13 protein-coding genes are annotated in these 18728 nt (G+C 73.6%); 11 read left to right on the top strand and 2 right to left on the bottom strand.

From position 1 onward, the window contains the following. The first annotated feature begins 265 nt into the window (after positions 1-265). Genes ACFYZ4_RS34890 through ACFYZ4_RS34855 form a run of 8 tightly spaced genes read left to right on the top strand, consistent with a single transcriptional unit; the run spans position 266 to position 11229 of the window. The gene (locus ACFYZ4_RS34890; RefSeq protein WP_390785826.1) at positions 266-2077 is read left to right on the top strand and encodes a fatty acyl-AMP ligase; all 1812 of its coding nucleotides are present in this window, start codon (positions 266-268) and stop codon (positions 2075-2077) included. Next, positions 2074-3828 (top strand): acyl-CoA dehydrogenase, encoded by a 1755-nt coding sequence (locus ACFYZ4_RS34885; protein WP_390785825.1) that lies wholly within the window; start codon positions 2074-2076, stop codon positions 3826-3828. Before ACFYZ4_RS34890 ends, ACFYZ4_RS34885 begins: the two co-directional genes overlap by 4 nt. Before the next feature lie 55 nt (positions 3829-3883). Then, a complete protein-coding gene (locus tag ACFYZ4_RS34880; protein ID WP_390785824.1) occupies positions 3884-4186 on the top strand; it encodes an acyl carrier protein in 303 nt (100 codons plus the stop codon). Next, positions 4186-7131 (top strand): type I polyketide synthase, encoded by a 2946-nt coding sequence (locus ACFYZ4_RS34875; RefSeq protein WP_390785823.1) that lies wholly within the window; start codon positions 4186-4188, stop codon positions 7129-7131. The genes ACFYZ4_RS34880 and ACFYZ4_RS34875 overlap by 1 nt, the downstream gene beginning before the upstream one ends. Continuing rightward, a complete protein-coding gene (locus ACFYZ4_RS34870; protein WP_390785822.1) occupies positions 7128-8186 on the top strand; it encodes a 3-oxoacyl-ACP synthase III family protein in 1059 nt (352 codons plus the stop codon). The genes ACFYZ4_RS34875 and ACFYZ4_RS34870 overlap by 4 nt, the downstream gene beginning before the upstream one ends. Positions 8187-8193: 7 nt before the next feature. Beyond that, positions 8194-10125 (top strand): HAD-IIIC family phosphatase, encoded by a 1932-nt coding sequence (locus ACFYZ4_RS34865; RefSeq protein WP_390785821.1) that lies wholly within the window; start codon positions 8194-8196, stop codon positions 10123-10125. After that, complete coding sequence (locus ACFYZ4_RS34860) at positions 10112-10348, top strand: phosphopantetheine-binding protein (protein ID WP_384341166.1); 237 nt, start codon at positions 10112-10114, stop codon at positions 10346-10348. Before ACFYZ4_RS34865 ends, ACFYZ4_RS34860 begins: the two co-directional genes overlap by 14 nt. After that, a complete protein-coding gene (locus tag ACFYZ4_RS34855) occupies positions 10345-11229 on the top strand; it encodes a 4'-phosphopantetheinyl transferase superfamily protein (RefSeq protein WP_351286983.1) in 885 nt (294 codons plus the stop codon). Before ACFYZ4_RS34860 ends, ACFYZ4_RS34855 begins: the two co-directional genes overlap by 4 nt. A gap of 16 nt (positions 11230-11245) precedes the next feature. On the opposite strand, the gene ACFYZ4_RS34850 is transcribed toward ACFYZ4_RS34855, so the two are convergent. Then, positions 11246-12283: a LuxR C-terminal-related transcriptional regulator gene (locus ACFYZ4_RS34850; protein WP_390785820.1), complete on the bottom strand. Its 1038-nt coding sequence runs from the start codon at positions 12281-12283 to the stop codon at positions 11246-11248. 384 nt (positions 12284-12667) lie between these two features. Continuing rightward, positions 12668-13396: a 4'-phosphopantetheinyl transferase gene (locus tag ACFYZ4_RS34845; protein WP_390785819.1), complete on the bottom strand. Its 729-nt coding sequence runs from the start codon at positions 13394-13396 to the stop codon at positions 12668-12670. A 310-nt stretch (positions 13397-13706) separates the two neighbouring features. Here ACFYZ4_RS34845 and ACFYZ4_RS34840 point away from each other — a divergent pair, with 310 nt between their 5' ends. The 3 genes from ACFYZ4_RS34840 to ACFYZ4_RS34830 all read left to right on the top strand — a co-directional run bounded on the left by ACFYZ4_RS34840 (position 13707) and on the right by ACFYZ4_RS34830 (position 18501). After that, entirely contained in the window at positions 13707-14534 is an 828-nt protein-coding gene (locus ACFYZ4_RS34840) for a metallophosphoesterase family protein (RefSeq protein WP_384341161.1), read from the top strand. Positions 14535-14679: 145 nt separating this feature from the next. Beyond that, the gene (locus ACFYZ4_RS34835) at positions 14680-17364 is read left to right on the top strand and encodes an AAA family ATPase (protein WP_390785818.1); all 2685 of its coding nucleotides are present in this window, start codon (positions 14680-14682) and stop codon (positions 17362-17364) included. A 186-nt stretch (positions 17365-17550) separates the two neighbouring features. Then, positions 17551-18501, top strand: coding sequence for a polyprenyl synthetase family protein (locus ACFYZ4_RS34830; RefSeq protein WP_390785817.1), 951 nt, complete (start codon positions 17551-17553; stop codon positions 18499-18501). The last annotated feature ends 227 nt before the right edge of the window (positions 18502-18728 follow it).

Below are 18728 nucleotides of genomic sequence, written 5' to 3'. Positions count from 1 at the left end.
CACCCGTTTCCTCGGCCGTCGGGGCGCGCCGATGGCGGCCCTGGGCAGTGCCCGCCATTGAAGGCGGCCGGGGGGCGCGCGGAGAACAGCGACCACCCCCCTGACCGGGATAGGGGTGCCGTCCGCGCGTCCCGGAGCGGGCGGGCGGGCCGCCGCGGGCCGCGCGGGCGACGGGCGCAAGCGCCCCTTAAGGACGTGCGCGCAGGATCCGGGGGTATCGAGGTCCGCCATTCCACGGGCCCGCTGACCCGAGGGGATGCCGCGGATGTCACCGTCACGCTTCGCCACCTTCACCGAACTCCTCCGGGTTCGGGCGGCTGAACTCGCCGACGAGGACGTACACGTCTTCCTCCGCGACACGGCCGGCGGCGTGGAGGCCGAGCACCTCACCTACGGCGAACTGGACCGCGAGGGCAGACGGATCGGCGCCTGCCTGCGGGAACACGGGGCGACAGGGCAGCCGGTGCTGCTGGTCTACTCCTCCACCGTCGAGTTCCTCAAGGCGTTCACCGGCTGCCTCTACGCCGGCGCCATCGCGGTCCCCGTACCCATGCCGGGCGAAGCCGGCCGCGACAAGCGGCTCAACCGCACCACCGCCGTACTCAAGGACACCGCCGCGAAGGTGGTCCTCACCGAGACGGCCGCCGCCCCCGAGGTCGCGCTGTGGCTCGCCCGCAACGCCGGCCCCGACGCGGTGTGCGTGGTCAGCGACGTGCCCGGCATCGGCGACGCCGACGCCTTCCGGCCCGTCAACGCCCGCCCCGACGACCTGGTGTTCCTCCAGTACACCTCGGGCTCCGTCTCCGAACCGCGCGGCGTGACCGTCTCGCACCGCAACCTGCTGGCCAACCAGGCCGCCCTGCAGAAGGTGCTGCGGACCACCCGCGAGGACGTCTTCGGAAGCTGGCTGCCCTACTTCCACGACATGGGACTCGTCGCCCACCTCCTGCACCCGGTGTGGCTCGGCAGCCACAGCGTCCAGGTCACCCCGCTGTCCTTCGTCAAGCGCCCGCTGCGCTGGCTCCAGGCCATCGACGAGTACGGAGTCACCGTCGGCGGCGGCCCCAACTTCTCCTACGACCTGTGCGTACGCCGCGTGAAGGACGAGCAGATCGCGGCGCTCGACCTGTCCCGCTGGCGGCTGGCCCTCAACGGCGCCGAACCCGTACGCCCCGAGAGCCTCGACGAGTTCGCCGAGCGGTTCGCCCCGGCCGGCTTCCGCCCCGAGGCCCTCTACCCCTGCTACGGACTGGCCGAGGCGACCCTCGTCGTCTCCGGCGGGGTCCCCGGCACCCCGCACGTCCGCAGGGACTTCGACCGGACCGCCCTCCAGTGCGACCAGGTGCTCCGCGCCGGATCCGGACAGAACGTCAAGACCCTGATCGGCTGCGGCACCCCGGTCGACATGGAGGTCCGCATCGTCGACCCGCTGACCCACCGCGAACTGCCGGCCGGCGCCGTCGGCGAGATCTGGCTGCGCGGCTACAGCGTGGCCCGCGGCTACTGGCGGCGGCCCACCGAGACCGCCCACACCTTCCTCGCCAGCCTCAACGGCGAGGAGAGCAACTTCCTGCGCACCGGCGACCTGGGCATGCTCGAAGAGGGCGAACTGTTCGTCACCGGGCGGCTCAAGGAAGTCGTCATCATCAACGGCCGCAACGTGTACCCGCAGGACATCGAATGGGCCGCCCGGACCGTCAGCCCCGCGCTGACCTTCGGCGCCGGCGCCGCGTTCTCCGTGGACGCCGGCGGCGAACAGCTCGTCCTCGTCCAGGAGGTGCGCGGGGCCGGCAGCGCCGAACTGCGCACCGTCGCACAGCGCATGCAGGCCCTGATCGGCAAGGAGTTCGATATCCCGGCCGGCAACGTGCTCCTGGTGCGCCCCGGCACCGTACGCCGCACCAGCAGCGGCAAGGTCCAGCGCACCCTGATGCGCAAGCTGTTCCTCGACGGGGTCCTGCGCGGCGAGTACGAGGTGCTGACCCCGGACGTGCACGCGCTGGCCCGCGCCGAGGACGTGCTGTTCGGGGAGGACCTGCTGCGGCCGGAAGGAGCCGACGGAGGAAGACGGTGGTGACGTCGCTCCTCGGCGACCAGGCAGTGGCCCAGCAGCGCGAGAAGACCGTCCGGGCCCGGGTGGCCGAGCTGGAGTCGCTGTTCGGCGACCCCTCGGACCCGGCCAACCCGGTCGGCTACACCGCGCTGCTGGAGGCCGACCGGGCCGCGGTGCCCTTCGCCGCCGGCGAGGCGCTGCTCGACGGGTTCGGCATCACCGACGAGTACATACCGCGCGCCCTGGGCGGGCGGCTCGACGGGATGGACACCCTGGTCAGGATCATGCGCCCGGTCTTCCGCCGGGACGTGGGCCTGGCCATGGGCCACGGCATGACCACCTTCATGGCGGCCTCCGACGTCTGGACCGCCGGGAGCTCCCGGCAGCGGCACTGGCTCGCCGGGCTGCTGCGCGACGGCGGCAAGGCGGCCATCGCCCAGCACGAGACCGCCCACAGCAACGACTACGTACGCAGCCAGGTCACCGCCCGCCGCAGCGGCGACGGCTATCTGATCAGCGGCGGCAAGCCCATGGTCAACGACCTGGAGCGGGCCGGGGCGCTGGTGCTGTTCTGCCGTACCGACCCGGCCCCCGGCAGCCGCAGCCACTCGGTGCTCCTGCTGGAACCCGGACAGCTGACCGACGCACGGGCCGCGGTGACGGCCCGCCGGACCCCCGTCGGGCTGCGCGGCTGCCGGTTCGCCGGAGTCGAGTTCGACGACTGTCCGGTGCCCGGGTCCGCCCTGCTCGGCCCGGAGGGCAGCGGCATCACGACCGCCCTGCGGTCCTTCCAGATCAGCCGGACCGTGATCGCCGCGACGGCCGTCGCGGCCCTCGACACCAGCCTGCGCACCGCCGTCCGCTTCGACCGGGAGCGCTCCGGCGGCTGGCAGGCGGGCGGCCGCGGCGACGGCGGCCGCACCGGTGCGGCGCTCACCAACGCCTTCGTCAACCTGCTGCTGTACGACGCCCTCGCCGTCGTCGCCACCCGGGCCCTGCACCTGCTGCCCGCCGAGACCAGCGTCTACTCGGCGGCGCTCAAGTACCTGCTGCCCCGCGTGCTCACCGAGACCATGTACGACCTGTCCATCGTGCTCGGCTCCGGCTTCTACACCCGCGAGGGCACCCTCGGCATCTTCCAGAAGCACGTCCGTGACGTGCCGGTGCTCAGCCTCGGCCACGCCGGGACCGTCGCCTGCCAGGCCACCGTCATCCCGCAGATGCCGCGGCTCGCGCGGGCCTCCTGGTTCGTCGAGGACGAGGCGCCCGCCGGGCTGTTCCGGCTCCAGGGCGACCTGCCGCCACTGCGGACCGACCGGCTCAGCCTCGCCTGCGGCCGGGACTCCCTCAGCGCGACCATGCTCGCCGTCAGCGCGGGCATCGACGGCACCGGCCCCGTCGAGAGCGCCCTGCGCACGCTCGCCGGACAGCTCGTCGAGGAGTTCCGCGACGTACGCGCCCGGGTGCTGCGCCTGGACGCGGCCGGCGCGGCGGCCACCGCCCAGCCCGCGAGGTTCGCCCTCATGGACCGGTACGCGCTGCTGCTCGCCGCGGCCGCCGTGCTGGGGCTGTGGGACCAGGGCCGCTACGGCCCCGACCCGTTCCTCGCCGACCCGTCCTGGGCCGCCGCCGCACTCCACCGCATCGCCCGGCGGCTCGGCACGCGCGTCGCCGACCTGCCGGCGGAGTGCGAGACCCGGATCCGGCACGAGGTCCAGCTCCGCTTCAGCACCCAGATCAGCTACGACCTCTATTCCACGCCCATCCCCGGCTGACCGGTCACCCCCGGCCGGCCGGCGGACGCGCCGTACGCACTGAAGGAGTCCCACGATGACCGTTCCCACCGCTCGGCCCGACGCGGCCATCGACGGCGTGCTGCCGCACGAGTGGCTGTACGCCCGGCTCTCGCTCTACCTGCGGCGCGCACCCGAGACCATCGACCCGAGCGTGCCGCTCGCCGAGTACGGCATGGACTCGGTGGCGGCACTGAGCCTGTGCGGCGACCTGGAGGACGAGTTCGGCCTGGAGGTGGAGCCCACCCTGCTCTGGGACCACCCGACCGTGACCAGCCTGGTCGGCTACCTGTCGACGGTCCTCCCGGCCGGCTCGCCGGACGCGCAGGGCCGGCACTGATGGGGGACATCGCCGTCGTCGGCATCGACTGCGCGTTCCCCGGGGCGGCGGGCGTGCAGGCGTACTGGGACCTGCTGATGCGCGGCGGCGACGGCATCGGCCCCGTCCCCGCGCAGCGCTGGGAGGCCGGCGACTTTCCCGCCGTCGGCGGCAGCGGCGGTTTCATCGACGACGCCGATGTCTTCGACAGCGACTTCTTCTCCGTCACCCCGCGCGAGGCCGCCGCGATGGACCCGCACCACCGGCTGCTGCTGCCCTGCGCCTGGCGGGCGCTGGAGGACTCGGGCCGCGCCCCCGGCGACCTCGCGGGCACCGAGACCGGGGTGTTCGTCGGCGTGATGGGCGGCGAATGGGGCCGCCTCACCATGAGCGACCTCGCCCGCGTCACCCCGCTGCTCGGCGCCGGCAGCAGCGCCGGCATGGCCGCCAACCGGATCTCCTACCACTTCAACTTCACCGGACCGAGCCTCGCCGTCGACACGGCCTGCTCGTCCTCGCTCGTCGCCGTCCACCTTGCCGCGGGCTCCCTGCTGACCGGGGAGTGCGACACCGCGCTGGCCGGCGGGGTCAACATCGTGCTCTCGCCCTCCCTGGGCATGGTCTACGGCCAGCTGGGCCTGGCCGCCGCCGACGGACGCTGCAAGCCCTTCAGCGCCGACGCCGACGGGATCGGACGCAGCGACGGCGTGGGCCTGGTGGTGCTGCGCCGCCTCGACGACGCCCTCGCCGACGGACAGCGGATCTACGCCGTCCTGCGCGGCAGCGCCGTCAACCAGGACGGCCGCAGCAACGGGGTGATCGCCCCCAACCGCTGGTCCCAGCAGCGGGTGCTGGACTCCGCGTACCGGCGCGCCGGGGTCACCCCCGACAGGGTCGCCTTCGTGGAGGCGCACGGCACCGGGACCGTACTCGGCGACGCCATCGAGTGCGCGGCGCTCGGCGCGGTCCACGGGGTCCCGCGCGAGACCCCCTGCGCGATCGGCTCCGTCAAGGGCAACCTGGGCCACACCGAAGGCGCGGCCGGCATCGCCGGGCTCATCAAGACCGTGCTGGCCCTGCACCACCGGATCGTCCCCGCCAGCCTGTTCGCCGACCGCGAGAACCCGCGGCTGCGCCTCGGCGAACGCGGCATGCGGCTGCTGAAGTCCCCGATGCGGCTGCCGCGCGGGGAGAGCCTCGCCGGCGTCAGCAGCTTCGGCATGGGCGGCACCAACGCCCACGCCGTGCTCGGCTCGGCGCCCCGGACCCCGGTCGCCGCAGGAGCCCGTACGGGCGCGGCACGCGACGCCGTCGGCGTCTTCACCGTCAGCGGCGACACCCCCGAGGCGCTGCGCCGCAACCTCGCCGCGCAGGCCGAGGCGGTGGCCGGGCGGCCCCGCGGCGGCGCGGCGGCCCTGTGCTGGAGCAGCAACCGGATCAAGACCGGCCTGCCGCACCGGTTCGCGGTCCCCGTGCGCGACACCGACGAGCTCGTGGCCGCACTGCGCCGCGCGGCGGGCCCGCAGGACGCGGCCGGGAGCGGCGGACGCCCCTGGGGCAGGCCGGTCGTGGCCTTCCTCTTCACCGGCCAGGGCAGCGAGTTCCCCGGCATGACGGCCGGGCTCCACCGCGACTCCCCGGCCTACCGGCGCCACCTCGCCGAGGCCGACGAGGCGCTCGCCCCGCACCTCGGCACGTCGGTGCGCGAGCTGATCCTCGGCGGCGACGAACGGGTGCACCGGCCCGAGTTCGCGCAGCCGGCGCTGTTCGCCGTCGGCTACGCGCTGGCCCGTACCCTCACCTCGCTCGGGATCACCCCGGCCGCCGTCCTCGGCCACAGCCTGGGCGAGTACGCCGCGGCCGTGATCGCCGGGGCCCTCTCCCTCGACGAGGCCGCCCGCCTGGTGGTCCGGCGCGGCGCGCTGATGGGCGAACTGCCCGCGGGCGGCGGCATGCTGGCCGCCGCCACCGGCCCCGAAGAACTCGCCGAGCTGCTGGCGGGGGAGCCGGGGACGGTCCTGGCGGCGCTCAACGGCCCCGCGGACACCGTGGTCTCCGGACCGCTGGAGGCGCTGGAGCGGATCGGGCGGGCGCTCGCGGACCGCGGCGTACGGGTCAGGCAGCTGCCCGTCTCCCACGCGTTCCACTCGCCCCTGATGGCCCCCGCCGCCGCCGGGCTGCGCACCGAGCCGGTGCGCTGCGAGCCGCCCGCCGTACCGGTGGCCTCGACCCGGCACGGCCGGATGCTGCGCCACGAGCTCATGGACGCCGGCTACTGGGCCGACCAGATCGAGGAGCCCGTGCTCATGGACACCGCGCTCGGCGCGCTCGTCGCCGACGTCGCCCCCACCCACCTGATCGAGATCGGCCCGCGCGGCACGCTCCTGCAGATCGCCGCCCGCGGCGGGCGTGCGGCCGCGGCGGAGCTCCTGCACCCCGCGCCGGGTGCCGGGGCCACGGCGAGGGAGCTCGCGGAGACCGTCGCCGCCCTGTACCGGGGCGGGCTGGACCCGCTCTGGGAGGAGCTGTACGCACCGGGGCACCGGGTCGTCGAAGCGCTGAGCCCGTACGTCTTCTCGTCGGCGCAGCGCCACTGGGACCGCCAGGCACTCGTACACACCACGCAGCCCCAGCCCGCACCGCCCCAGCCCGCCGGGCCCGTCGCCGTCCCGCCGGTCGCCGAGCCGCCGGGGGCCGGGGCCCACGCCGACGATCCGGTGCTGCTCGCGGTCGTCCAGGCCGTCACCGAGGTCGGCGGCTACCCCCCGGAACGCGTCGTGCGCGAGGCCCGCTTCTACGAGGACCTCGGCTTCGACTCGGTGATGATCATGCAGCTGAAGAACCAGGTGGAGGCCAGGCTGCCACGGGTCGGCGAGGTCTCCGTCCAGCAGATGCTGCCCGCGCTGCGCTCGGTCGGCTCGCTGGCCGCCTTCCTCGACGACATGCTCCTGGCGAGGTCGGCATGACAGGGCAGACGAACGCGGCGGACGCTACGGACGCGGCGCACTGTCGCACGGTCTACCTCGCGGCGACCGGCACGGCGCTGCCCGGCGACCCCGTGGACAACACCGCGCTCGGTGCACTGCTGGGCGTGAGCGAGGAGTGGATCGACCTCTTCGTCGGCACCCGCACCCGGCACTTCGGCTGGGACCCGGTCACCGGAGAGGTCCGCGGCTCGCTCGCCGACCTGTGCGCCGAGGCCGGCGCCCAGGCCATGAGCGCCGCGGGACTGGGCCCCGCCGACATCGAGTTCGTGGTGCTCGCGACCGCGACCCCCGACCTGCTCCTGCCCACGACCGCGACCGAGGTCGCCGACCGGCTGGGCCTCGACCACCTGCCGGTCTACCAGCTCCAGGCGGGCTGCTCCGGCGCCGTCCAGGCCCTCGACCTGGGCCGCACCCTGATCCTCGGCGGCCGCCGGGCCGGCCTGGTCCTCGGCGGGGACGTCACGCACCGCTTCCTGTCGCCGCGGCGGGACACCGCCCGGATGCCCACCGAGGAACTGGTCAACTACGTCCTCTTCGGGGACGGGGCCGGCGCCGCCGTCCTCACGGACGAGCCCGAGGGCGAGCGGGTCGCCGTACGGGCCGTGCTGAACTCCTGGACCGGGCGGGGCCGTCCGCCCGGCCAGCTCCTGGACTGGTACGGCACCACCGACCGCGACTCGGAGCGGCGGATGCTGGCCGAGGACTACAAGGCGATCGAGGAGCACGTGCCGAAGATCTCCGTGGAGATCCTCTGGGAGCTCCTCGGGCAGCTTGGATGGAACCTCGACGACGTCGGCTTCCTGCTGCCGCCCCAGCTGTCCGAGCGGATGACCGCGCGCATCGTCGAGCGGCTGCCGGCCGGCCCCGCCCGGGAGGTCTCCTGCGTGTCCGAGACCGGCAACACGGGCAACGCCCTGCCCTTCCTGCAACTCGAGCGGCTGCTCCCGCAGTTCGACGTCGGGGACCGGGCGCTGGCCCTGTGCGTGGAGTCCAGCAGGTGGATCCGGGCCGGGTTCGCCCTGGAGAAGGTGTGAGGCGTCGATGACGACAGGAATGGACCGGCTGCGCGAACTGCGCGCGCAGGGTGTGCTGGAGAAGGCGTACGACCAGGTACCCGGGCTGCTCGCGCAGGAGAGCGGGCCGGGCGCCCCCGGGGCCGGGTCCGGGACGACCGGAGGGGCGGTGTCCGCGGCGGCGGCCGGCCGGCTGCTCGGCGGACTCGACGCCGACGCCGTGCTGGCCCACCACCCGAGGACCCCCGTCGTGACCGTGGCGGTCACCGGCCAGTCCACCGTCGGCCACGTCATCGACCCGCTCCGGGGCGAACTGGCCCGCCACGGACTGCTGCTGAAGCCGGTGCTCGGCGAGCACGGCACGTACCTGCGCGACCTGACCGACCCCGGCAGCGAGCTGTGGACGGCCCGGCCGGACCTCACCGTGTGCCTGCTGGACGCCGAGACCGTCTTCGCGCAGGTCCCCGCGGTGTGGCGGCCCGAGGACGTGGAACGCGCCGCCGAGGAGGTGCTGGACCGGTGCGCCGCGCTGGCCGAAGGGGCCCCCGGGACCCTGGTGCTCAACACGGTCCCGCTGCCGCGCGACCACAGCCACCAGCTGATCGACCACCGCTCGCGGGCCCTCCTGGGCGCGGTGTGGCGGGAGTTCAACGCCCGGCTGCTGCGGCTCACCGAGTCCGATCCCGACGGCCGGCTCGTGGTGATCGACCTGGACCCGCTGATCGGCGAGGGCGGGCCGGTCACCGACCCGCGGCTGGCCGGCCATGCCAAGGTCCGGCTCGGTGCGGAACTCCTCGCCGCCTACGCCCGCGAGGTCGGGCACCTCGCCCGCGCGTTGGCCGGCCGGGTCCGCAAGTGCCTGGTGCTCGACCTCGACAACACCCTGTGGGACGGGGTGCTCGGCGAGGAGGGGCCCGAGGGCATCGCGGCGGCCGGCACCCTGCGCGGGGAGGCCTTCGGGGCCTTCCAGAAGTGCGTCAAACAGCTCGGCTCCCAAGGTGTGCTCCTCGCGGTCAGCAGCAAGAACGACGAGGGCCCGGTCCTGCGGGCGCTGAGCACCCACCCCGATCTGGTGCTGCGCGAGGGCGACTTCGTACGGATCAACGCCAATTGGGAGCCCAAGGACGCCAATCTGGCCGACATCGCCCGGGAACTGGACCTCGGCACCGACGCCCTCGTCTTCGCCGACGACTCACCGGCCGAGCGCGCCCAGGTACGGCAGGGGGCGCCCGGGGTGGCCGTCGTGGCGCTCGACGAGGAACCCGCGCTGCACATGACCCGGCTGCTGGCCGACGGCTGGTTCGACACCCTGCGGCTGACCGACGAGGACCGGGCCCGGACCGGCGAGTACCACCGGCAGCGCGAACGCCGGGCGCTGCACGCCGGTTCGGGCTCGCACGAGGAGTTCCTGCGGGCGCTGGAGGTCCGGGTCGGTCTCGGCCCGCCCCGCCCCCACGAGTTCGCCCGGATGTCCCAGCTGACCCTGCGCACCAACCAGTTCAACCTGGCCGGCGGGGGCCACCCGGAGTCCGAGCTGGCCGCCTTGGCCGCCGACCCGGCGCGGCTGCTGCTCGCGGCCCGCAGTGCGGACCGGTTCGGCGACAACGGCCTGGTCGGAGCGGTGCTCGGGACCGTCACGGAGGGGGTGCTGCAGCTGGACAACATGTGGCTCAGCTGCCGGGTGCTCGCCCGCGGGGTCGAACAGGCCTGCCTCGCCGTGGTGTTGGACCGGGCCCGCGCGCTCGGACTGTCCGGGGTGACCGCCCGGTACGTCCCCACCGCGCGCAACCACCGCGCCCGCGACTTCTACCCGTCCTGCGGTTTCACACGGGCGGGGACCGGCGGGCCGGCGGACGCCGCGGTCGCGTTCCACCACGACCTGGAGCGGGTACCGGACGTACCCGCGCACGTGCGCATCACCGAAACCCCGCGGGGAAGGCGGACCGATGAGCCTCGATAGCCTCGACGAGTTCCTGCGGACGGTCCGTGACGACCTCGGCCTGGACATCGCGATTCCCGAGGGCGCGGACACCGCACTGGTGGACCTGCCCGGCTGGGACTCACTGAACCTGCTTCGCCTGGTGGCGCTCCTGGAGGAGTCCGGCCACCGGGTACCCGTACACCGTCTGCTGGAGGCGCACCGCCTCCGGGAGATCCACACCCTCGTGAAGGAGTACGCATGACTGCCCCGGGCAGCCCCTCCCTCGGCCCCCCGCTCGGTGAGCCCGTCGCCGTGGTGCCGGGCGGCGACTCGTGGGACCGGGTACGGGAGGACCTCGCCACCCACGGGACGGCGCTGGTCTACGCGTGGCTGAGGGACCTGGAGCCCGGCGTGCCGTCCGGCGACGGGCTGCGCGAGCTGCTCGGCCGGGACTGGACGCGCTACCTCGACCTGACGCACGCCGACGTCCGCGGCCGCTACACCGCCTCCCGGATGCTCCTGAAGTACGCGGCGGGCGCGGTGCTCGACAGCGATCCCGCAGACCTGGAACTGGCCTACGGGCCGACCGGACGCCCGTACCTGCGCGGCTGCGACCAGATCGACATCAGCCTCAGCCACACCGAGGACCTGCTGCTCGTCGGTCTGACCACCACCGGCCTCATCGGGGTGGACGCGGAGCGGGCCGACCGCGAGATGCACGCCGGCGGGCTGGGCCGGCACATCTGCACGCCGTACGAGTCGGTGCTGCTGTCCGGGATGCCGGAGGCCGAGCGCAACGACGCGCTCGTGCGCCTGTGGACCCTCAAGGAGGCCTACAGCAAGGCCATCGGCCAGGGCATGCAGTTCCGGTTCACGGAGTTCGGATTCGGTCCGGACGGCAGGGCCGTGCGGGTCCAGCGGCCGGACGGGACCGCGGGGACCGGGGACGAGTGGATCTTCCGTACGTTCCCGGTCGCCGACGGCTACGTCGTCAGTGCCGCGGTGTACGACGCGGGCTTCGGCCGGCTCCAGGACGCCCACGTCACCACCATGCTCGACCAGGACTGCGTGGACGCGATCACGGAGGCGCTCGACGAGACGGAGCACGAGGAGGGGGCGTACGGCGAGGTCGGCGGCCGCTGAGACCACGTCGCCGGGATCACGACAGGGAGGGGACCGACCCTCCGGAGAGCATCTCCTGGCGGGCCGCGTTGTAGCCCGCCTGGAAACGGCTGGTGGCCTCCAGCTCCTCGGTGATCTCGGCGATGTGGCGGCGGCAGGTGCGCACGGACATGCCGAGCCGGCGCGCCACCATCTCGTCCTTGTACCCCTTGGTCATCAGCCGGATGATCGACCACTTGAGCTCGTCCGAGGAGGCCGGGGAGCGTTGGGAGTCGACGACGTAGGGGGACGCGCCGTCCCACAGGTACTCGAAGACGGAACACAGGAAGGCCACGAGCGTGGGCTCGCGGACGATGGCCGCCCCGGGCGCGCTGTTGCCATGGGTGCGTTCCGGCAGGAAGACGACCTCCCGGTCGTAGATGATCAGCCGGTCGATGACTTCGTCCGCGGTGCGGATCTCCGCGCCCTGTTCGCTGACCTCGCGGACGTAGGAGCGGGTGGGCAGGTCATTGCGGGCGGTGTGCTGGTAGATGGTGCGGATCCGGACACCGCGGGAGAGGGTGGACAGGGCCGAGTCCCTGGCCTGCGCGAGCAGATCCGCCGGGCGTGCGCCGCCGGGCTGGACGGTGAGCAGCTCGCTCTTGCAGTTCTGACTCAGGTGGTCGAGCATCGCCTGGATCCGGGAGACGTCGGTGATGACGTCGAAGGCCTCCAGCCGGTTGCGCAGGCGGCGCCCCTCGAAGTACAGGGGTGTCAGGGACAGCAGCTTGGCCCGGACGTCGGTGACCGCCTGCTGCAGGTCGCGTATGTGCCGTTCGGCGGGCCCCACCAGGGAGGCGGCCGCGACATCGGGTGTGACGGGGGTGAGTTCGTTGGTGTTCCCCGGCATGGACTGCAACAGGCGCACCCCGGTCAGCACCTGTTCCACCCGCACGACCTCTTCGGGCATCAGTGACAGCTGCTGGGCGATCTGATCAGGTACGAAGCGGCCGCGCTCGACCGCGAGACCGTACGCGGCGGCGCTGATGTCGTCCAGCTCGGCGAACCCCGAATCCGAGCCCTCCCCAGTAAACATGCCAGCCCCCGCTGATCGGTGTAATTGCTGCCACGTAACTTTACGCCAACGTACCGCCCTTGGCGTGGCTGATCGAGATCAAGCAGTCTGTTCGCATCACCCGGAGCCACCGAGTCGGAAGTGTCCGGCGGTGCGGGTGGAGTGGAACTCGATCTTCGACTGGGGGAAGTCGTGAGAACTATTTCCGTTAAGGTATCTTCGATTTACTTGACTGTAGTGACGAGTGTGGTATTAGCGCTGGGAGTTCAGGCCATGGCGGGACAGGCGGTGCCGAACACGTCCGCCGAGTTCGTGGCCGCCGTCGCGCCCGATGGGGACACCCCGGACTTCGGTGTCGTACCGGACGACGACCGATGGGGCTGACCGACCTCCACGGCTAGCGGTTCAGAAAGCGCTCCCCGCACGGCAGATGCGGGGAGCGCTTCTCCGTACCGGAGCGCCCACGGCGGCGAGCCGGACAGCCGGCACCGCTATGGCACTCAGCAGTACGCCGTTCTCCGCCGACCAGCGGCCGCTGAACGCGGTCGGCCCGGCCGGGGAGAGTGTGGAGGGATCCGGCAACAGCCGGGCGTGGAAGGTCTCCTGTCCGGGATCCACGCTCACCAGGGCGTCGGTGAAGTCGAGTTCCTGGCCCGTGAGCGGGAACCAGGTCTTGTAGACGGCCTCCTTGATGCTGAAGAGCAGCCGGTCCCACGCCACTTCGGGCACCGCCCGCCCCAGCTCCCGTACGAGACGGAGCTCATCGGGCAGGGCGATCGAGTCGAGGACTCCTTCCGGCATGGGGGCGTTGGGCTCCGCGTCGACTCCCACGGAGGCGAACTCGGCGCTGCGGGCGAGTGCCACACCCCGGAAACCGACGCAGTGGGTCATGGATCCCACGACCGAAGGCGCCCACTGCGGGACACCGCGCCGGCCCGGCACCACGGGAGCGGGCGGCAGGCCCAGCTGTCCCATGGCGCGACGGGCGCACCACCTGACGGTGCCGAACTCCAGCCGCCGCTTGGGTACGGCGTTGCGGATCAGGCGCTCCTCCTCCGGGTAGAGGAAGACGTCGGCAGGGTCGGTGGTGGCTTCGGCGGTCGCGACGTTCGCGGGCAGGAGCTTTGTGAGCACGGCATTCCCTCGGGTCGCTGTTTCGGTCTGACAGCTCCCACGCTCGCGCCGCCGCCCCGCCACGACCAGGAACGAAGTCCCAGGTCAACCGGACTGACCCGGAGTAACCCCGGTTCTCTCCCAGGCTGCTGCCATCCACCGGGCCGCGGAACCGTTGCCTGCGGGGGCACTGCCGGGTGACCGGACGGGCATTGCCATCTCCCTGCCATGTGCCCGAACAGGGGTTCGTTGCCGTCAATTGAGGGGTAGGGAAGGGGTGTTCATCCCGTCTCCGACCGTGCACACTCACGGAATGCCGCACGGAAACCTCATGGGTATCAGCGACCTCCATGTCGGATTCCCGGAGAACCGCCGGATCGTCGAGGAGCTCTATCCCGACAGTCCCGCCGACTGGCTCATCGTGGCCGGCGACGTGAGCGAGTCGCTCGACGATCTCCGATGGGTGCTCGACCTGCTCACCCGGCGCTACGCCACCGTGGTGTGGGCGCCCGGGAACCACGAACTGTGGACCGTACGAGACGACCCGCACCCCCTGCGCGGCGAGGCGCGCTACCGGCGGCTGGTCGAGATCTGCCGCTCCTTCGGCGTGCACACGCCCGAGGACCCCTACCCCGTCTGGTCGGGGCCGGGCGGACCGCTCATCGTGGCCCCCCTCTTCCTCCTGTACGACTACAGCTTCCGCACTCCCACGGCCGCCACCAGGGAAGAAGCCCTGGAGCAGGCGTACGAGGCGGGGGTGGTCTGCACGGACGAGTTCATGCTGCACCCCGACCCCTACGCCTCCCGGGAGGCGTGGTGCCGGGCCCGGGTCGCCGTCACCGAAGAGCGGCTGGCCGCCTGCGACCCCGACCTGCGCACCGTGCTCGTCAACCACTTCCCGCTCGTGCGCACCCCCACCCGGATCCTGCGGCACCCCGAGTTCGCCCAGTGGTGCGGCACCGAGCTCACCGCCGACTGGCACACGCGGTTCCGGGCCGCCGCCGTCGTCTACGGCCACCTGCACATCCCGCGCACCACCTGGTACGACGGAGTGCGCTTCGAGGAGGTCTCCGTGGGTTATCCGCGGGAGTGGCAGCGGCCCGGCCACCCGCGCGACATCCCGCGCCGGATCTTCCCCGTCGCCGGCCGCGGGAATTGATGCGTGGCAACTTCCGGACAGTGTGGGCGGCGCCCTCCCCGCCTAGACTGACCGTGAATTCCTGCACGCTCCACGCTCGAACAGTCCCATTCCGTGCTCGCGCTTTCCTGCCGAATGTGCGGAACAGGGGCACTGGGGGACTCTTATGCTTTTGTTCCGGCGCGCCGAGGAAATTGCCCTGTTAGATGCACTGCTTTCCGGCTGTGCGGCCGGGAATTCCGGACTGCTGCTCGTCGAGGGTGCCGTCGGCTGCGGAAAGAGTGAATTCCTCGAAACGGCCGCCGGACAGGCGGAGATCCGCGGCGCAGCCGTTCTGCGGGCCATCGGCACCGCGGCCGAACAGGGTCACCCGCTGGGCGTCCTGCGCCAGCTGACCGCCGACGCCCCGGCCGGTGCGCTCCCCCCGCCGCCGGCGTCACCGGACGAAGCGGAACGGGTCGAGTCCATGCGGGCCTTCGCCGCGGCCGTCCGCGAACTGAGCCGCGCCGCCCCGGTGGTCGTCTGCGTCGACGACCTCCACCACGCCGACGAGCTGTCCCGCCGCTACCTGCTGCACCTCGCCCGAGGGACCCGGCAGGCCGCGGTCCTGCTGGTGCTCGCCGAGTCCGCGCACGAACACGGCGACGACCCGCTGCTGCGCACCGAGCTGATCCGGCTGCCCCACTTCGCGAGGCTGCGCCTGGAGCGGCTCGCACCCGAGGCGGTCCGCGCGATGCTGGCGGACCGGACCGAGGCGGAGGCCGGCCGGCTGTACGAGGCCAGCGGCGGAAACCCGCTGCTGCTGCGGGCCCTGCTCCAGGACCCGCGGGCCCTGCCCGGCGACTGCTACGCCGAGGCCGTCCTCGCGTGCCTGCACCACAGCGGCCCCGCCACGGCCGGCCTGGCCGAGCCGATCGCCGTACTCGACGACCTGGCGACCCCCGCCCACCTCGCACGGCTGACCGGCGCCGCCGAGGCCACCGCGGCCCGGGCGCTCACCGCACTGGAGGCCGCGGGCCTGCTCGCCCCCGAAGGCCGGTTCCGCCACCCGGCCGCACGGGCCGCCGTACTCGACCGGATGGACACGGCCGCCCGGACGGCCCTGCACCGCGAAGCCGCCCTGTTGGCCCGCGCATCGGGAGCCCCCGACACCGCGACCGCCGCGCAGCTCCTCGCCGCACGGCACACCCGTACGGAATGGGCCCTGTCCGTCCTGCGCTCCGCCGCCGACCAGCACGTCGCGGACGGGAACCTCGACCGGGCCGTGGCCCTGCTGAAGCTCGCCCACGAGGCCTGCCCGGACGACACGCTGCGCGCCGAGGTGAGCGTCCGGCTCAGCACCGTCGCCGGACGCACCGACCCGGCCGCCGCCGAACACCACCTCGCGGCCCCGCTCGCCGCCGTGGGCGGGGGCCGGCTGGACCCGCACGCGCTCGGCTCGCTGGCCCGGGCGCTCGCCGCCCAGGGCCGCATCGACGCGGCGGTCGACGTACTGGAACGGCTCGCGCCCGCCGACGGACGCCGCGCCGGCGCCCCGGGCGAGGACCCGCTGGACGGCCTCTCGGCGTTCCCCCAGTGGGCCGCCTCCGCCCGCCGCGGGAACACCGAGGCCGGTCCGCACCCGGCGGTCCGTCCCGCCCGCACCGCCGTCCACCCGGCGGCCCTGTGGACCCTGCCGGGGGAGACGGAGGAGGGCACGGCCGTCCGCGCCGCCGAACTGTTCCTGCGCGGGGCCACCCTCGCCGAGGGCACGGTGGAACCGGTGGCGCAGGCCCTGCGCACCCTGCTGTACCTCGACGGCCCGGCCCGCGCGCTGCCCTGGTGCGAGGAGTTCGTCCGGCAGGCGACGCGGCGCGGAGCCACCGGCTGGCGGGCCGTGTTCGCCGCCCTGCTCGCCGAAGCCCGGCTGCGCACCGGCGACCTGACGGGCGCCGCGGACACCGCCGAGGAGGTCCTGCGCTCGGCCCAGGGTCGGCGCGGCAGCATCCTGCTGAGCGCGGCGGCGGGGACGCTGGCCCGGGCCCGCCTCGCCATGGGCCGGCCCGAGGAGGCGGCGGCCGCCCTGAGCCGGCCCGTCCCCGCCGAACTGGCGGGCAGCGTCCACGTACTGGGCCACCTGCGCGCCCGGGGCCAGTACGCGCTGGCGACGAGCCGGTTCCACGCGGCCCTCGGCGACTTCCTGGACATCGGCCGCCACATGAAGCGGTGGGGACTGGACCGGCCCCGGGTCCTGCCCTGGCGCACGGACGCGGCCGAGGCCCTGCTCCGGCTCGGCGAGACCCACCAGGCGGAGCGGTTCCTCGCGGACCAGCTCACCACGCGGGACGCCGCCGACCCCTGGGTGCGCGGCATGTCGCTGCGGCTGCGCGCGACCCTGCGCGAGCCGAGGGAACGGCAGGCGATGCTCGCCCGGGCCGTCGACGAACTCCAGCGGTCCGGGGACCAGTACGAACTGGCGCGCGCCATGGGCGATTTCGGCCAGGTGCTGCGCGAAGTGGGCGAACCGGCCCGGGCGGCCATGGTCGAACGCAGGGCCTGGCACCTGGCCAAGGCGAGCGGGGCCGAGGCGCTGTGCGTGAAGATCCTGCCCGGCCACACCGGTGAGGAGGACGAGGCGCAGGAGACGGCCGAGGCGCCGGACGCCGGACTGGTGGCGAGCCTGAGCGAGTCGGAACGGCGGGTGGCCCTGCTCGCGGTGCACGGCCACACGAACCGGGAGATCGCGAAGAAGCTCTTCATCACCGTGAGCACGGTGGAACAGCACCTGACCCGGGTCTACCGCAAACTGAACATTCCCGGCCGGCAGGCCCTTCCGGCCGACCTCCAGCCGGGCGTCGCGGAGCTCGTCTGAGGCGGCGGGGACCCGGTATGGCAAGGTGATGGCAAGCCAATCCCTCCCCGCCCGGGCGTGGCAGACATCAGGGGCTCCCGGCCCCGCCGCGCACGCCGGAACCTGCCTGTGTGCGCTCTTCGGTGGCTTCCGCGCCCGGTGTACGGGAAAGTCGGTCATGAGGACGTAGCCCGCAGGGAGGGCACCATGACCACACCGACACACGACCAGCCGTGGCGCACCGCGCCGCCCGGACAGGTGCGTGACGCCATGATCGACCGGGTCGAGGAACGACTCGCCGGACTGCTCGCCGAGGAGCACCGCACCCGGCGTACGTCCGACCCGCGCAGCGCCGTCCTGGTGATGGGCGTGGCCGAGCTCGTCCAGGCCGGCGGGGAGCGGGCCCGCCCCGCGATCTGCCTCACCGGGTACCTCGCCGCCGGCGGCGACCCGGCGGGGGAGGAGGCGGTCACCGCGGCCGCCGCGCTCGAACTGCTCGACACCTGCCTGGTGATACGGGCCGACGTACGGGACAACGCACCGCTGCGCCGGGGCATCCCCACGCTGCACATCAGCCATGCCGCCGAACACGAGCGCAACGGCTGGCGGGGCGAACCGCGCCGGTTCGGGGAGGGCACCGCCGTCCTCGCGGGCGACCTGGCCCTCGCCTACGGGGACCGGCTGGCGGTCGGACTGCCCCACGAGGCGCGGCGGTTGTGGGACGACCTGCGCGCCGAACGGGCCATCGGCGCGCACATGGAGGCCGCCGCGGCGACCGAGTACCTCGACGACGCCTGGCCGGGGCAGTGCCTGGAGGTCTGCGGCAGCGGCTGCGGCGCGGGCTGGTACGGGCTGCGGCACGCGCTGCTGATGGGCGCCGGGCTCGCGGGCCGCGAGGACCTGGCCGAGGCCTACGAGGCGTACGCGCGGGCCGTGCACGGGGCCTGGCGGATCCGCGGATTCCTGAGCGGCGGCCCGGGCTTCGACGGCGACGCGCAGTTCCTGCGCGACGTGTTCTTCGACGCGCAGGCGCGGGACAGGGCGGAGGAGACGATCGCCGGCCTTGTGCGCCGCGCGGACGAAGCCCTGGCCGGGGCCCGGATCCCCCGCGCCTGGCGCACCGAACTCGGCGCCCTCGCCCGCGAACTCGCCGGCTAGCCCGTCGCCGGGCTCCGCCCGAACCCGCGCCTCAATCGCCGGCGGGGCTGGATTGTGCGGCGAGGCTGGATCGCGCGGCTCAAAGATCGGGGCTCTGCCCGGACCCGCTCCTCAAACGCCGGAGGGGCTGAATTTGTGCGGCGTAGCCGAAGGGTCGCCAGGGTTGGGATCGAACCGGGCCGGTTGGGCCGGGGTCGGGTGTGTGTCGGGGTGATCCCCGCAGGGCG

The sequence above is a fragment of the Streptomyces sp. NPDC001513 genome, assembly GCF_042894695.1.
Lineage (GTDB): Bacteria > Actinomycetota > Actinomycetes > Streptomycetales > Streptomycetaceae > Streptomyces.
This window is presented reverse-complemented; position numbering and strand designations above follow the sequence as displayed.

Bases quoted from the DNA above. Each gene is read 5' to 3' on its own strand.
- ACFYZ4_RS34835 (WP_390785818.1), top strand. From the start codon at position 14,680: ATGCTTTTGTTCCGGCGCGCCGAGGAAATTGCCCTGTTAGATGCACTG.
- ACFYZ4_RS34850 (WP_390785820.1), bottom strand. From the start codon at position 12,283: ATGTTTACTGGGGAGGGCTCGGATTCGGGGTTCGCCGAGCTGGACGAC.
- ACFYZ4_RS34870 (WP_390785822.1), top strand. From the start codon at position 7,128: ATGACAGGGCAGACGAACGCGGCGGACGCTACGGACGCGGCGCACTGT.
- ACFYZ4_RS34875 (WP_390785823.1), top strand. From the start codon at position 4,186: ATGGGGGACATCGCCGTCGTCGGCATCGACTGCGCGTTCCCCGGGGCG.
- ACFYZ4_RS34855 (WP_351286983.1), top strand. From the start codon at position 10,345: ATGACTGCCCCGGGCAGCCCCTCCCTCGGCCCCCCGCTCGGTGAGCCC.
- ACFYZ4_RS34890 (WP_390785826.1), top strand. From the start codon at position 266: ATGTCACCGTCACGCTTCGCCACCTTCACCGAACTCCTCCGGGTTCGG.
- ACFYZ4_RS34865 (WP_390785821.1), top strand. From the start codon at position 8,194: ATGACGACAGGAATGGACCGGCTGCGCGAACTGCGCGCGCAGGGTGTG.
- ACFYZ4_RS34840 (WP_384341161.1), top strand. From the start codon at position 13,707: ATGGGTATCAGCGACCTCCATGTCGGATTCCCGGAGAACCGCCGGATC.
- ACFYZ4_RS34860 (WP_384341166.1), top strand. From the start codon at position 10,112: ATGAGCCTCGATAGCCTCGACGAGTTCCTGCGGACGGTCCGTGACGAC.
- ACFYZ4_RS34830 (WP_390785817.1), top strand. From the start codon at position 17,551: ATGACCACACCGACACACGACCAGCCGTGGCGCACCGCGCCGCCCGGA.
- ACFYZ4_RS34880 (WP_390785824.1), top strand. From the start codon at position 3,884: ATGACCGTTCCCACCGCTCGGCCCGACGCGGCCATCGACGGCGTGCTG.